This window comes from Nonomuraea sp. 10N515B (genome assembly GCF_052245915.1).
Classification (GTDB): Bacteria; Actinomycetota; Actinomycetes; order Streptosporangiales; family Streptosporangiaceae; genus Nonomuraea.
The window spans coordinates 24,915-39,650 of record NZ_JBQQBQ010000078.1 but is presented as its reverse complement, the minus strand read 5'-3'; the positions used below and the strand labels follow the sequence as shown (position 1 = coordinate 39,650).

11 protein-coding genes are annotated in these 14,736 nt (G+C 67.9%); 7 read left to right on the top strand and 4 right to left on the bottom strand.

The genetic code is table 11. From position 1 onward, the window contains the following. Positions 1-339: 339 nt before the first annotated feature. Genes ACTWQA_RS52005 through ACTWQA_RS51995 form a run of 3 tightly spaced genes read right to left on the bottom strand, consistent with a single transcriptional unit; the run spans position 340 to position 3,453 of the window. The gene (locus tag ACTWQA_RS52005) at positions 340-1,980 is read right to left on the bottom strand and encodes an AMP-binding protein (RefSeq protein WP_443166233.1); all 1,641 of its coding nucleotides are present in this window, start codon (positions 1,978-1,980) and stop codon (positions 340-342) included. 4 nt (positions 1,981-1,984) lie between these two features. Next, positions 1,985-2,851: a crotonase/enoyl-CoA hydratase family protein gene (locus tag ACTWQA_RS52000; protein ID WP_443166232.1), complete on the bottom strand. Its 867-nt coding sequence runs from the start codon at positions 2,849-2,851 to the stop codon at positions 1,985-1,987. Continuing rightward, positions 2,848-3,453: a TetR/AcrR family transcriptional regulator gene (locus ACTWQA_RS51995; protein WP_443166231.1), complete on the bottom strand. Its 606-nt coding sequence runs from the start codon at positions 3,451-3,453 to the stop codon at positions 2,848-2,850. The genes ACTWQA_RS52000 and ACTWQA_RS51995 overlap by 4 nt, the downstream gene beginning before the upstream one ends. Before the next feature lie 604 nt (positions 3,454-4,057). Here ACTWQA_RS51995 and ACTWQA_RS51990 point away from each other — a divergent pair. From ACTWQA_RS51990 to ACTWQA_RS51960, 7 genes are all read left to right on the top strand, one after another. After that, entirely contained in the window at positions 4,058-6,103 is a 2,046-nt protein-coding gene (locus ACTWQA_RS51990; protein ID WP_443166230.1) for a beta-galactosidase, read from the top strand. A 348-nt stretch (positions 6,104-6,451) separates the two neighbouring features. Then, positions 6,452-8,575: an ABC transporter substrate-binding protein gene (locus tag ACTWQA_RS51985; RefSeq protein WP_443166229.1), complete on the top strand. Its 2,124-nt coding sequence runs from the start codon at positions 6,452-6,454 to the stop codon at positions 8,573-8,575. Positions 8,576-8,624: 49 nt separating this feature from the next. After that, the gene (locus ACTWQA_RS51980) at positions 8,625-9,611 is read left to right on the top strand and encodes an ABC transporter permease (RefSeq protein WP_443166228.1); all 987 of its coding nucleotides are present in this window, start codon (positions 8,625-8,627) and stop codon (positions 9,609-9,611) included. 6 nt (positions 9,612-9,617) lie between these two features. Next, positions 9,618-10,745 carry an ABC transporter permease gene (locus ACTWQA_RS51975; RefSeq protein ID WP_443166227.1) on the top strand — a complete coding sequence of 376 codons (1,128 nt, stop codon included), beginning with the start codon at positions 9,618-9,620 and terminating at the stop codon, positions 10,743-10,745. Between the two features lie 65 nt (positions 10,746-10,810). Beyond that, positions 10,811-11,908: an ABC transporter ATP-binding protein gene (locus tag ACTWQA_RS51970; RefSeq protein WP_443166226.1), complete on the top strand. Its 1,098-nt coding sequence runs from the start codon at positions 10,811-10,813 to the stop codon at positions 11,906-11,908. Further along, positions 11,905-12,942, top strand: coding sequence for an ABC transporter ATP-binding protein (locus ACTWQA_RS51965; protein ID WP_443166225.1), 1,038 nt, complete (start codon positions 11,905-11,907; stop codon positions 12,940-12,942). The genes ACTWQA_RS51970 and ACTWQA_RS51965 overlap by 4 nt, the downstream gene beginning before the upstream one ends. 58 nt (positions 12,943-13,000) lie before the next feature. After that, entirely contained in the window at positions 13,001-13,576 is a 576-nt protein-coding gene (locus ACTWQA_RS51960) for a hypothetical protein (protein ID WP_443166224.1), read from the top strand. Positions 13,577-13,640: 64 nt separating this feature from the next. Here the strand turns inward: ACTWQA_RS51960 and ACTWQA_RS51955 are convergent, their stop codons facing one another. Continuing rightward, a complete protein-coding gene (locus ACTWQA_RS51955; protein WP_443166223.1) occupies positions 13,641-14,681 on the bottom strand; it encodes a LacI family DNA-binding transcriptional regulator in 1,041 nt (346 codons plus the stop codon). Between the last annotated feature and the right edge of the window lie 55 nt (positions 14,682-14,736).

The window sequence follows — 14,736 nt, the reverse complement described above, 5'->3', positions numbered from 1 at the left end:
CCGCGCCACGGCACCGTCCTGCCGATCACCCAGGCCGAGTACGACCGGCTACTGCAACAGTGGGGCTGAGCCGCCCTGTGGCGGAGCCGCCAACCGCTCGACATGCCGAGCGCGCAACCCGTGTGATCACCCGTCAACGGCTCGACCCGCGCGGCGGCGCGGTCACCGCTCCTTGTGACGGGAGAGCCTTCGGAACCAGGCTTCGAGTCCGCCACGGCCCTGCGACTGCTTACCAGCTGGGGAACGGACGCAACAACGCCGGTCGGCTGAACCAAACCGCGGAGCTCGCAGGGTTTCTACGGAGCACGATCCTGCCGGCGAGCGGCGGGCCGATGACCACTACTGGGGCTCGCTGCGCAGTTCTTTGATGTCGGCCTGGTCTATCTGGTCGCGGAGGCGGAATTTCTGGATCTTCCCGGAGCCGGTCAGTGGTAGTTCGGCGGTGTGGAACCAGCGGGTGGGTCTCTTGTGGGGTGCCAGGTGCGCCCGGCAGAACTGGTGGAGTTCGGCGACTGCCGGGATCCGGTCGGGGTGGGCGGGTACGAGTACCGCGGCAACGATCTCGCCCCAGGTGGGATCGGGAAGGCCGAGCACGGTGACGTCGCGGATGCCCGGGTGGGTGAACAGCACTTGCTCGATTTCGGTTGCGTAGATGTTCTCCCCACCGCGGATGATCATGTCTTTGAGCCTGCCGGTGATGCGGAGGTAGCCGCGGTCGTCCATGGTGCCCAGGTCGCCGGTGTGCAGCCAGCCGTCCGGGTCGATGGTTTCGGCGGTGCGTTCGGGCATGTCGAAGTAACCGAGCATGCGCTGGTAGCCGCGGGCGCAGATTTCCCCTTGCCGGCCGATGGGCACGGTGTCGCCGGTGACGGGGTCGCGGACGGCGATCTCGAGTTGAGGCAGTGGCCGTCCAACGGTGGTGGCTTTGTCATCGGGCGAGTCGTCGGGGCTGGTTTGCGTGACCACCGGCGACAGTTCGGTCTGGCCGTACACCGTGGTGAACTGGACGCCGAATCGGCGCTCGACCCGGTGCACGAGTTCGGGCGGAACGGGACTGCCGCCGGAGAGGACCCGCGACAGGCGGGACAGGTCGAACTGGTCGAACTCGGGGTGGCTGAGCATCGCGATGAGCATGGTGGGAACCCCTGCCAGCAGATCCGCGTGGTGGTTTTGGGCCGCGGTGAGCACGAGCACGGGGTCGAACAGCTGGCACAGGACGTAGGTGGCCCGCTGGTGCGCCGAGCCGAGCACGCCCATCGCGCAGCCGGCGGTGTGGAACAACGGCATCGCCGAGATCATGGCGCCCCGGTCCGGAAGTTGTGTTCGGTCGATCATGAACCGGGCGTTGGTGACCAGCCCGCGGTGGTGCAGCAACGCGCCCTTGGGGAATCCGGTGGTGCCGGAGGTGTACTGGATCTGGGCGGGATCGCTGGGCCGCACTGTCGGCAGGGAGCCGTCCGTCTGGTGGGTGCGTACGGTGTCCTGCCAGTCTTCGAAGCAGAACGTGGCACGTAGCTCGGGCAGTCCCGGTGTCGCTTCCCGCGCGATCGCGGTCATGTCGCTACCGCGAAACTCGGCGGTGTGAAACAGCCCCGCTGAGCGGGATTGCTCAAGTACGTAGCGCAGTTCTGCCGCCCGTAGCGCCGGGTTGGCCGTCACGACGATCACACCGGCCAACGCCGCGCCGTATTGCAGGATGATCCACTCGGGGATGTTGGGTGCCCAGACGGTGATCCGCTCGCCCGGTTCGAACCGGGTCAGCAGCCAGTGCCCGCATTGCTCGGCGTCAGCCAGCAGTTGCCTGTAGGTCCATCGGCGGTCCGTGCGTTCGGCACGGGCCGGCGACGGAGCGCCTGGCGGCGCTACTTCGATGAGGGCGGTCTGGTCCCCGGCGTCCCTGGCGGCTTCGCGCAACAGGTCTCCTGTGGACAGTTCCAGGACGGGCCGGCTGGTGTCGGCGGGCCAGTACGCCAGGTCCATGGGTTCACTCCTCGTCGATTTCGGCTGTGGTGGGGATGGGGCCGCCGCCGTCGGGGATCGGCCTGCCGGAGTCGCGCCATCGCACCGCGGCGGGGAATCCGTGCTGTGCGGCGAATTCCTGGAACCAGCGGCCCTCAGGGGAGTGCCGGGTGATCCCGTCGAACAGGGTGGCCAGGATCTGGGTGCCGTGCAGGCCCATGTTGTCGTAGGCCTGGTTGATCATCAGTTTCTGCATGACCAGCTGGTTGACCGGGACCCCGGCGATGCGATCGGCCAACGCCTCCACCGCGGCGTCCAGCTCGGCGGCCGGGACCGCCTGCAGCACCAGACCCCATGCGGCGGCGGTGGTTCCGTCGATGGTGTCCCCCGTCAGCAGCATCCGCTTGGCCCGCTCGGCACCGAGCCGGTAGACCCACATCGCGGTGGTCGGACAGCCCCACACCCGCGCGGGCATGTAACCGACCCGGGCGTCCTCGGCCATCACCACCAGATCGCAGGACAACGCGATATCACTGCCCCCGGCCACCGCGTAGCCGTGCACTTTCGCGATGGTCGGCTTCAGTGAACGCCACAGACTGAAGAAGTCGTCGGTGTTGCGCTTCATGTGCTGGTAATCCTTGATCGGATCCCACACCGGCGGCTGCGTCAGATCGCCGTGCTCGGCGTACTGCTTGAGGTCGTAACCCGCGCTGAACGCACGCCCCGCGCCCTGGAGCACGATCACATGCACCGCCGGATCCTCGTTGGCCCGATCGACCAGCTCCTTCAGCCTGCGCGCCACTTCCGCCGTGATCGCGTTCAGCCGATCGGGCCGGTTCAACGTCAGATAGGCCTTGCGGTCCCGCACCTCATAGCCGATGACATCACTCACGGGTTGCTCCCCTCCAGGATGGCCCGGGCAACCGCGACCCAATCGGCGATCAGCCGCTCTGTAGCGCGCCGCTCGCCGCGCAGCACATCGGAAATCGCCAGGCCACGCAGGAACTGCACAGTCAGCGACGCCACCATCGGGTAACGCTCGCCGGACATCAGATCCTCGCCGAACACCTCGCCGACCACCCGGTAAAGATCCACACGCGCCCGCTTCTCCTCACGGCGCAACACCTCCCGCAACGCGGGATCCGTACGCGCGGCCGCCCACAACTCCAACTCGGCGACGAACGCCGGGCGCACCATCGACGCGCACAGCACCCGGATGGCGCGCTCCACACGATCAAGGCCGGTCGGCGCTTCGGCCTCGGCCTGCCGCACCGCCGCCTCATTGCGCTCCATCAGCAGCCGGATCGTGGCACCCAGCATCGCCTCGCGCGTCGGGAAGTGATGCAGCAGCGCACCCCGGCTGAAGCTGCCGGCACGCTGCACCTCGACGGTTGTCGTCGCCGCCAGTCCGCGCTCGATCAACAACTCCACCGCGACCTGAACGATCCGCTGCCGCGTTGCCTCACGCTGCGCGGCCCGTACACCCGACGCCATGCGCGAACCGTTTCACAGTCATATCTGACTGTCAACTGGCAGCCACTGCAATCACAACGAGCAAGCACGAAAGAGGGCCGCCGCCCAAGGCAAAAGGCTTGACGGTGATCTTGTGAGTGGAGTATCACTGTCGACGACCTGGCCGTGAACGTCACGAGGGGCACTCTGGGAGCGTGGCCGGGGCACGCCGCCCCGGCTCGCGGGCGGGCGCCGTGGCGTCGGCAAGCATCTCCAGTGAGCTTATGGCCGCCCCTACCCGCTTCCCCGTGGTTCCGGTCGGCCCGGTGCAGGCCGTCCAGCCTAACTCCAGGCCACAGGACCTTGACCCGAAAGGTGATCGTTCACTATTTTGTCCGGGTGAACGTTCACTAGATGTTGTTCACGTTACCCACAGACTTCGCCAGACCCCATGTGCAGGCTTGGTCGCCCTCGGACTGATCATCGCTTTGGGCTTGGCCACGGGGTGCGCTGGAGGCGGCGCACGGAAGGCAGTGGCAAGGTCACTCTGCGGTTCACCTGGTGGGGTCCGACTCGCGCCATACGATGACCACCGCCGATCTCCCCGCGACGTCGCTCCTCGCGGACCCGACAAAGGAGACGACCTGTGTCCCACCTCCCTATGAACACCTTCCGTGACCGACTGTCCGGCATCGTCTATGGCGGGGACTACAACCCTGAGCAGTGGCCGAGGAGTACGTGGCACGAGGACGTCGAGCTGATGCGCGCCGCAAACGTACGGCTCGTGAGCCTCGGCGTCTTCTCCTGGTCGGCGCTCGAACCCGCCGACGGCACCTTCGAGTTCGGCTGGCTCGACGAGATCATGAACCTTCTCTGGTCGAACGGCATCGCCGTGAACCTCGCCACGCCCAACGCTTCGCCGCCGCCATGGCTCGCGGAGGACTTCCCCGCGACGCTGATGGTCGAGCGCAACGGGGTCCGCGTCGGCGTGGGCAGCCGCGGACACTTTTGCCCATCCTCCGAGGTCTACCGAGACCGGAGCCAGCGCATGGCGCGCATGCTCGCCGAGCGCTATCGCGACCACCCGGCACTTGCCATGTGGCACATCGGCAACGAGTACCACTCGCACTGCTTCTGCGACCTGTGCGACGAGCGGTTCCGGGGCTGGCTGCAGGAGAAGTACCGGTCACTGGAGGAGCTCAACCGGCGCTGGGGAACCTCGATGTGGAGCCAGCGCTACAGCGACTGGGCGCAAGTCCACCTGCCCAAACCGGTCCGAGGATGGCTCAACCCCGCGCGCGAGCTGGACTTCGCCCGCTTCAACTCCGACATCCAGCTCGAACTCTTCACGCGCGAACGCGACCTGCTCAAGTCCATCACGCCCCACGTGCCGACGACGACCAACTTCATGCAGTTCTTCCGGCTGAACGACTACCGCCGATGGGCGGAGGAACTCGACGTCCTCGCCCTCGACATCTATCCGAATCCAGCCGACCCGGCGGGACTGGCGAAGGCCTCCCTGCAGTACGACCTGATGCGATCCCTGCGTGCCGGACAACCGTGGATGCTGATGGAACAGGCTGCCGGAGCCGTCAGCCAGTGGCCGATCAACCTGGTCAAGCAGCCCGGACGAATGCGGCTCGGGTCATATCAGGCGGTGGCGCACGGCGCCGACGCGGTCATGTTCTTCCAATGGCGCGCATCGCGCTTCGGCCAGGAGAAGTTCCACTCCGCCATGCTTCCGCACGGGGGCCAGAACACCCGCACCTGGCAGGAAGTACTCGCGCTCGGCGACGAACTGACCCGCATCGCGGCCGTGGCGACCGCCCGCACCCACGCCGAGGTCGCCATCGTCTGGGACTGGGAGAACTGGTGGGCGGTCGAGGGCTGCGCGCACCCGGACAACACCTACAACTACGCCGACGTCGTGAGCAGCCACTATCAGGCCCTGTGGAACGCGCAGGTGGCGGTGGACGTCGTGACCCTGTCGGCGGATCTGTCGCCCTACCGCGTACTCATCGTGCCCAACCAATACATGATGAGCGAGGCCCAGCAAGCCGCCGTGCGACGCTTCGTCGAGAACGGAGGACACGCGCTCATCTCCTACTTCTCGGGCGTCGTCGACGAGGATGACCACGTCCTTTCCGACGGCTATCCCGGTGGCCTCCGGGAGGTCATCGGAGCACACGTCCGCGACTTCTCCCCGTTGACGCCGGGCGACTCGGTGGCCATCCGCGCCGTCGCGGAGCAGTCGCTCGTCGACGACGCCTTCGCCGCCACCGCAACCCGATGGCAGGACGATCTGATCACCGAATCAGCGCGTGCCGTCGCCGTGTACACGGCCGGCTACCTCGCCGGCCAGCCGGCCGTCGTCGACAACGCTCTCGGCGCGGGGCGCGCGGTCTATCTCGGTGCGCGCCTCGATCAGCCCGCTCTCGACTCTCTCATACGGGCCGTCCTCGACCGTGCGGGCATCCGCCCCGTACACGCGGCGCCCGCCGGAGTGGAGGTCACAGAACGCCGCACTGACGACCGCAGATTCCTGTTTCTGCTCAACCATGGCCAGGACAAGGCGACCGTGTGCCTCGACAGGCGTGGGGCCGAGCTGCTGACGGGACAGATTGTCGATGTCGGCCACGAACTCGTTCTGGAGCCGACCGGCGTCGTGATCGTGGAAAGCCCGCTCGCCTAGGGATCGCTGCCCGGTCTGGGACCTCATCGCCACCTGCGAAGCGCATCGGCGACAAACCCTTCACCCCGTCGCCCTACGGCGTGGCCCTGCTGGGGCCGGCCCAGGCCGGGACCAGCGGGTCCCGAGCACCGCCACAACCGCCGCGCACGGCCCTCACTCCTCGCCCACCAAAAAGTGATCGATCACATTACGTGTATTGACCCATAGGTGAACGTTCACTAGCCTCAACGCAACCGCGTCGCCACAAGCGGTGAGCGGGCCGCTTTCCCGCAGCTCAATCGCACCGGCACGCGCACGCTGCCACTACTTCTCCTCGTCCCGACGCCTCCTACTCCAGGGAGTTGGACCATGAGCCAAATCAGCCGACGCCACCTGCTGCGCACCGCCGCGGCCGCCGCGGGCGGCGTGATGCTCGCCGCGTGCACCGACGGTCGCTCTGACAAGCCCGACGCGACGACGTCCCCGGGCGGAGGCTCGGACAAGAAGGGCGATGTGACCGAGGCGCTGAAGCGTCCGGCGAAGATCCAGGAGTCGCCCGCGCTGAAGGGCAAGGGTCTGCCGCCCGTCGAGCAGCGCATCCCCGTGAACCCCTACGTCATCCCGCACCGCTGGACGGGTGAGGGGAAGTACGGAGGGAAGCTGAAGATGCTCGCCTTCGGCTCCACGGGCGCTGCCAACGCCAACTCGATCGCCGAATTCTTCTACGGCAACTCGCCCCTGCGCTTCCTCAACGACGGCCTGGACGTCGGCCCCGGTCTCGCCGACCAGTGGAGCGCCAACGACGACGCGTCCGAGTGGACCGTCCACTTCCGCGAGGGCCTCAAGTGGTCCGACGGCGAACCCTTCACCGTGGACGACATCCTGTTCTGGTGGGAGGACCTGGTCCTACCAGGCCACAACGCGCAGACGCCGCCGCCGTCGAACATTTCCGGCAAGGGCACCGCGGTGAAGATGACCAAGGTGGACGGCCAAACGCTGAAGTTCACCTGGGACACCCCGCAGCCGCTCTTCCCCGAGCAACTGGCCACCTATGTCAACGGAGGTCTGGGCAGGAACGGCCCGACCTGGGTGCTGCCGAAGCACTACCTGAAGCAGTTCCACCCCAAGTACGACAAGAAAGTCCCCAAGGACTGGGACACCCCGGGCGGTCTGTGGGAGCAGAAGGCCGACTGGAAGCGCAACCCCGACTGCCCCACACTCACCGGCTACCGGTGCAAGTCCTTCGACAACAACACCGGCATCGTCTTCGAGCGCAACCCGTACTACTGGGTCGTCAACACCAACGGCGACCAGCTGCCCTACATCGACGAGATCAGCTTCTCGATGCAGACCAACGCCGAGGCGCTCAAGCTCAAGATCCAGCAGGGTGCGGTCGACTACTGCCAGGGCTTCTTCAATCAGGTCACCCTCGCCGACGTGTCCACCCTCTCCCGGCACAAGGACAGCGGCCACTACGACATCCTGCTGTGGAACAGCGGGGACGGCACCGGCTCGATCTTCTTCTTCAACTACGACTACATCGCCAAGGACGAGAAGTACGGCAAGCTCATCCGTGACAAGCGCTTCCGCCAGGCCGTCTCGCTCGGCTGGGACCGCAAGGCCACCCGCAAGAGCCTGTACTTCAACCAGGGCGAGCTCACCACGGGGACCATCGGGCCCGGCACGGCCGAGTTCCACGCAGAGCCGGACGGCCCGAAGCTGTACCAGCAGTGGCGCGACTCCTACCTCGGCCCCGACCCCGAGAAGGCCAAGGCACTGCTGGCGGAGATCGGTCTGAAGGACACCGACGGCGACGGCTACGTGGAGTTCCCCGACGGCGCACCCCTCACGATCCAGGTCCCCTACTCCGCCGACATGGCCAAGCCGGAGGCCGACAAGGACGAGCAGCTCGTCGCCGACATGAAGAAGATCGGGCTGCACATGAAGCGCGTCCCGATGTCGCCGGCCGCCTTCGGGGAGCAGTGGACGGCAGGGCAGCTGATGTCCCACACCAACTGGGGCAACGCCAACGGCACCTCGATCATGGTGGTCCCGAACTGGCTGGTCCCGGTGAACACCCAGTACTGGGCCCCGCTGGAGGCCGCCTGGTACGCCAACAGCGCGAGCGGCAAGAACAAGGAGGAGCTGGACCTCGCGCCACTCAAGCGGCATCCCCCGCGCATGGAGCCCGAGCCGGGTGACCCGGTCGAGAAGCTCACCAGTCTGTACACACAGGCCAAGACCGAAGCAGATCCGGTCAAGCGCAACCAGCTGGTCTGGCAGATGTTCAAGATCCACATCGAGGACGGGCCGTTCTTCATGGGCTCCACGGCCAACTTCCCCGAAGTGATCATCAAGAACCGGGACCTCGCCAACGTCCCCGGCCCAAAGAACCTCGCCCTCGGCGGCATCACCGGCCCCTGGCACATCCCTGCCCCGGCCACCTACGACCCCGAGTGCTGGCACTGGACGAACCCGGAGAAGCACTCGTGAGCGCATCCAGCACGGACGGGCGGCCGGCCGTCACCTCCGGGAGAGCCGCATGCTGATCGTGGTCGCCCGCCGCGCCTTCTACATGATCGTGACGCTCGTCATCGTGTCCATGCTCAGCTTCGCCATCATCGCCGCCCCGCCCGGCAGCGCTCTCTCGCAGAAGATCTCCCAGCTGCAGTCGCAGGGCGGCGAGGTGACCGAGGCGCAGATCGCCGCGCTGAGGGAGCAGTACGGCGTCGACGAATCCTGGTTCACCCAGTACGGGAAGTGGATATCCGGCTTCTGGCACGGCGACTTCGGATTCTCCTTCACTCTCAACGAACCCGTCGGTTCCCTCATCTGGAGCCGACTCGGACTCTCGCTGCTGCTCAGCATCGGGGCCCTGCTCATCGCCTGGGGCTTGTCGATCCCGCTCGGGGTCTACTCCGCCACCCACCGGCGCTCGCTGCCCGACAGCGTCATCACGGTGATCCAGTTCATCGGGGTCGCCATCCCGGAATTCCTGTTCGCGCTCGTGGTCATGACGCTGGCCGCCAACCACCTCGGCGCGGACGTCGGCGGGCTCTTCTCCAGCCAGTACGAGAACGCCCCGTGGAACTGGGCCAAGTTCACCGATCTGCTCGAACATCTCTGGATCCCGCTCATCGTGATCGCGGCCGGCTCGACCGCCTGGCTGACCCGCGTCATGCGCGCCAATCTGCTCGACGTCCTCAACAACCAGTACGTGCAGACCGCACGGGCCAAGGGGGTGTCCGAGCGCAAGGTGATCTGGAAGCACGCGGTGCGCAACTCGCTGCACCCGCTGGTGATGACCTTCGGTACCACCTTCCCCGTGCTGATCTCCGGCGAGGCGATCGTGTCGATCGTCCTCAACCTGCCGACCATAGGGCCGCTGCTGGTCAACTCACTGCTCAACAAGGACATGTACGTCGCGGGCACCATCTTGCTCATACTCTCGGCCCTCCTGGTGATCGGCAATTTCGTCGCAGACTTCCTGCTCACCGTGATCGACCCCCGCATCCGGCTCGGAGAGTGATCGGAGATGACGACAGCGCCACCAGCTTCCGTCACGGAGCCGACCACCCCATCCGCGCCCGCCGAGGCCGGCAACGGGACGGCCACCCTGCCGCAGTGGCGGCTCATGCTGCGCCGCTTCCTCAAGAACCGCCTCGCGGTCGCCAGTTCGGTCGTGCTTGCGGTGCTCTACGCGTGCGCGATCCTGGCCCCTTTCCTCTCCCCCAACCCCTACGACCAGCAGAACGCCGACCTGAAGAACGCACCCCCGACGGCCGTCATCTGGTCCGGCGGACCGGCGATCTGCGGCCGCGAGCAGCAGCTCGACACCGAGACTTTCACCTATGAGTACCGCAGCGACTGCGGAAAGCCCGTACCGCTGCGGTTCTTCGGCAAGGGGCACGAATACAAGCTGTTCGGCCTGATCCCGACCGACCGGCACCTGGTGACGGTGGACAAGCCGCACACACTGCTGATCTGGGGCGCCGACAGCGCCGGCCGGGACGTGTTCGCCCGCGCCATGCAGGGCGCGCGGGTGTCGCTCACCATCGGCCTGCTCGGCGTGGCCGTCGGCACCTTCCTCGGCGCGACGATCGGCACGATATCGGGGTACTTCCGGGGAGCCGTCGACACGCTGCTGCAGCGGTTCATCGAACTGTTGATGTCGCTGCCCACCCTGCCGCTATGGCTGGCACTGGCCGCGATCCTGCCCCAGGATATGTCCGTCACCAGCCGTTACTTCCTGATCACCCTCATCCTGTCACTGGTCGGCTGGGCGAGCCTCGCGCGGCAGATCCGCGGCAAGGTGATGTCGTACGCGGCCAGCGACTACGTCGCCGCCGCCCGAATCGCCGGCTCCTCCAGCGCCCGCATCGTCTTCAGGCACCTGATACCGAACGCTTCCAGCCACATCGTCGCCACGGCGATGCTGGCGGTACCGGCCACGATCATCGCCGAGACGTCGCTGTCGTTTCTCGGCGTCGGCATGCTGCCGCCCGCCGTGAGCTGGGGCGTCCTGCTCTCGGACGCGCAGAACGTCGCGACCGTGCAGCAGTACCCGTGGCTGCTGATCCCGGCGGCCTTGGTGGTGCTCGCGGTGACCTGCTTCCAGTTGATCGGCGACGGGCTGCGCGACGCCGTCGACCCCTACGGATGAGGGGCGCCGTGGCAACCCGCGTGACAGGACCCGACCGACCCCCGACCGAGCCGGAGAACCGCACGATGAGCCAGTCATACGCGGCAGAGGAAGGAGCACCCGCTGCCGCCCCGGTGGAGGTGCCACACGGCGCCGGAGACCCTGTGCTGTCCGTCCGTGACCTGGAGGTGGAGTTCATCACCATGCTGGGCGTGGTACGCGCGCTGAACGGCGTGACGTTCGACGTTCCGCGGGGCAAGGTGCTGGGGATCGTCGGCGAGTCCGGCTGCGGCAAGAGCGTGACGGCGCGGGCGATCCTGCAGATCGTCGAGAATCCGGGGCGCATCACCGGCGGCAGCATCACGCTGCGCGGTGTGGGCGGGGAGACCGAGATCATCGGGCTCGGCCCGGACAGTGCGCGGATGCGCGAGCTGCGCGGCAGGGAGATCGCGATGATCTTCCAGGAGCCGATGAGCTCGCTCAACCCGGTGTACACCATCGGCGCCCAGATCGCCGAAGCCGTCCTCATCCATCAGACGCGGAACCGCGAGGAGGCGCACAAGCGCGCAGTGGAGATGCTGCGCCAGGTGGGCATGCCGCACCCGGAGGCGGTCGCCCGGTCCTATCCGCACCAGCTCTCCGGCGGCATGCGGCAGCGCGCCATGATCGCCATGGCGCTCTCCTGCAACCCGACGGTGCTCATCGCCGACGAGCCCACCACCGCGCTGGACGTCACCACCGAGGCACAGATCCTCGAACTGATCCGGAGCGTGCGCGACCGAGCCGGCATGTCGATCATGTTCATCACCCACAGCATGGGTGTGGTCGCCCAGCTCTGCGACGAGGTGATCGTGATGTATCTGGGCCGGATCGTGGAGCGCGGCAGCGTCGACGACCTCTTCCACGACCCCAAGCACCCCTACACCCGGGCGCTGCTCCGCTCGATACCCCGCATCGGCGGCAACCGCAAGACGCCACTGGAGGTGATCGAAGGCTCGGTGCCCGATCCGCACACACGGGTGCCTGGCTGCCCGTTCCACCCCCGGTGCCCGGAGGCGATCCCGGGCCGCTGCGACACTATCGTCCCGGCCCTGAGCACCGCGGGACCGGGACACACCGTGCACTGCCATCTCTACCAGGGCGACGACGAGGCCAGCCGGACCGAGCCGGGGAAAGACGCATGAACGAACCACTGCTCGAAGTAACCGGTCTGCGCAAGCACTTCCCCATCCGCGGCGGCTTCCTGCGCCGCCGCGTCGGGGAGATCAAGGCGGTGGACGGGGTCGATCTGACGGTCCGCCGGGGCGAGACCGTCGCCCTGGTCGGCGAGTCCGGCTGCGGCAAGTCCACGACCGGGCGCACGATCGTAAGGCTGGAAGAGCCGACCGCCGGCGAGGTCGTCTTCCACCACCCCGGACGCGGCCCCGTCCACCTGGAAACCGCCGACGCGCGCACTCTGCGCGCGGTCCGCCCCCACCTCCAGATGATCTTCCAGGATCCGTTCGCCTCCCTGGACTCCCGGATGACCGTCGGCAGCATCATCGAGGAACCGCTCGTCATCAACAAGGCGGCGGCCGGGCGGGCGCTGAAGGACCGCGTCGCGGAACTGCTCACCCTGGTCGGTCTGCGCCCCGAGCACGCGAACCGCTACCCGCACGCCTTCTCCGGCGGTCAGCGCCAGCGCATCGGCATCGCGCGGGCGATCGCCCTCAACCCGGACCTGATCGTATGCGACGAGGCGGTCTCCGCCCTGGACGTGTCCGTGCAGGCGCAGATCCTCAACCTGCTGGAGGAGCTGCAGCGTCGGCTGGGCCTCGCCTATCTCTTCATCAGCCACGACCTGGCGGCCGTCGAGCACATCGCCGACCGGGTGGTGGTGATGTACGTGGGACGGATCGTCGAGAGCGGACCGGTCGAGCAGCTCTACAACGCGCCGAAGCACCCGTACACCGAGGCGCTGCTGGCCGCCGTACCGCAGCCGGACCCGCGGGTGCGAACCCGTCCGAAGCTGCTCACCGGCGACGTGCCGAGCCCCGCCACCCCGCCCAGCGGCTGCTATTTCCACCCGCGCTGCCCCTACGCCCAGCCGGTCTGCGCCGAGGAGACCCCGCCGGTGCGGCAGGTCGGCGAGGGACACCGCTCGGCCTGCCACTTCGCCGGCGAGCTGCCGCTCGCGGGCGCCGCCGCGGCAGCGCCACCCGCGCAGGCCACCTCGTGAAGCTCAGCCAGTCCCCCGGCCCCGGCCCGCGTGGCACCGGGCGTACGACAGGAGTGCCATGACCGACGACGTACCGAAGTTCACCGGCATCACCCGCTACCGCGACCCGCGGGGCCGGTTCTCGTTCCGCTATCCCTGGGACTGGCACACCGACTGCCTCGACCAGGACCGCGAGGGGGTGATGCTCAGGCCCGACGCGGACGACCCGGACACCTACGTCGCCGCCTGGGTGAGCACGCTCCCGGCCGACGTGACCATCGGCGACCTGCCCGAGCTGCGCGACGGCTTCGACGCCGGCCTGGCCACCCTGCCGGAACGGAACATTCTGGAGGCGCGCGAGGACACGGTGGGCGGGGCAGTGGAGATGGAGCGCACCATCACCTTCCGCGAGGGGGAAAACATCCGGCAGCGCTGCATCCGGGCGCTGTACGCGGGCCGGACCCAGTTGGTCTTCGTGTATCAAGGTGCGACGCGGGGAGCGTACGCGTACTGGCTTCCGATGGGCAACTACTGCTGGGCCACACTCCAGCTCGCCGAAGAGATCTGGTACGGCGCGGATCCGGAACTGGGCCGGGCCGCGCCCGGTAGGCCCCATACGGCCGCGGCGTCGGGTGTGCCGGGTCACGTGGCGTAATCCCGGGCCGGAACGCTACCCCGCCGCGCGGCACCGTGGCGGGGTACGGGGCAGCCTGCCGGCGTCAGCGCGTCCCGGCGGATCTAGACGCGGGGCGACGGCTCGGAGGGGCCGTCGACTCGCGCCAGATGACCTGCGCCGCCGGGCCGCTCCACGGTTCGAGGTCGGGCCCGCCGACCGCCTTGATCAGCCGCAGCACCGCGTTGCGCCCGGCTCCTTCCAGGTTGACGCGGACGGTGGTGAGCGAAGGGGGGAGGAACCGGCATAGCTCGTTGTCGTCCCACCCGGTGACGCTCAGGTCACCGGGCACGTCCAGGCCGCGTTCATGGGCGCCGCGCAGCACCCCGGAGGCGACCACGTCGTTGGCGGCGATCACGGCGGTGGGCAGCCGGTCGGAGTCCAGTTGCCGGACGGCTTTCACCCCCGACTCGCCCGACCAGTCGCCCTCTGCCACCCCGACCGACTCGAGTCCGAGCCGCTCGACCGCCTCCAGGTAGGCGACCTTGCGGGCCCGTGCCGAGGCGAAGTCCTGATCGCCGGCGACGTGCAGGAACCGCCGGTGGCCGAGGGCGGCGAGGCGTTCGATCAGCTCGGTGACGGGCGCAGCATCGGTGAGTTCACCGACACTGCGCATGGCGTCGTCGAAGTCCGGGGAGACGACGACGGCCGCTCCCTCCGGCAAGCCGTGCTCGATGCTGGCCGCCATGGGCGTCAGCGACAGCACCCCGTCCACCTGTCCGGACTGGGCGAGTTCGAGGACGCGCTCGGTCCGGGTCGCGGTGGAGCCCTCGACGCTGACGATCTCGACCACGTGTCCCGCCTCGTGGGCTGCGGCCAGGGCGCCGGAGAGCAGGCGCGCGTGGTTGAAGGTGGTGACGGGCATGACGACGGCGAGCCGGCCGGTGCGCCGGGTGCGCATAGAGCGGGCCATGAGGTTGGGGCGGTAACCGAGTTTCTCAACGGCGCCGTCGAGACGCTCGAGTGTGGCCGGGCGCAGGCCCTGACGGGACTTCAGATATCGCGAGACGGTCTGGTGCGAGACGCCCGCCAGGCGTGCCACCTCTTTGATAGTGGGCCGCCTGGCCGGTGCGGAGTGTTCGGTCATGGATGGACCCCCTCGTGCTGAGCGCACCCTATTGCCCTGCTGGAGAAAGTTCACT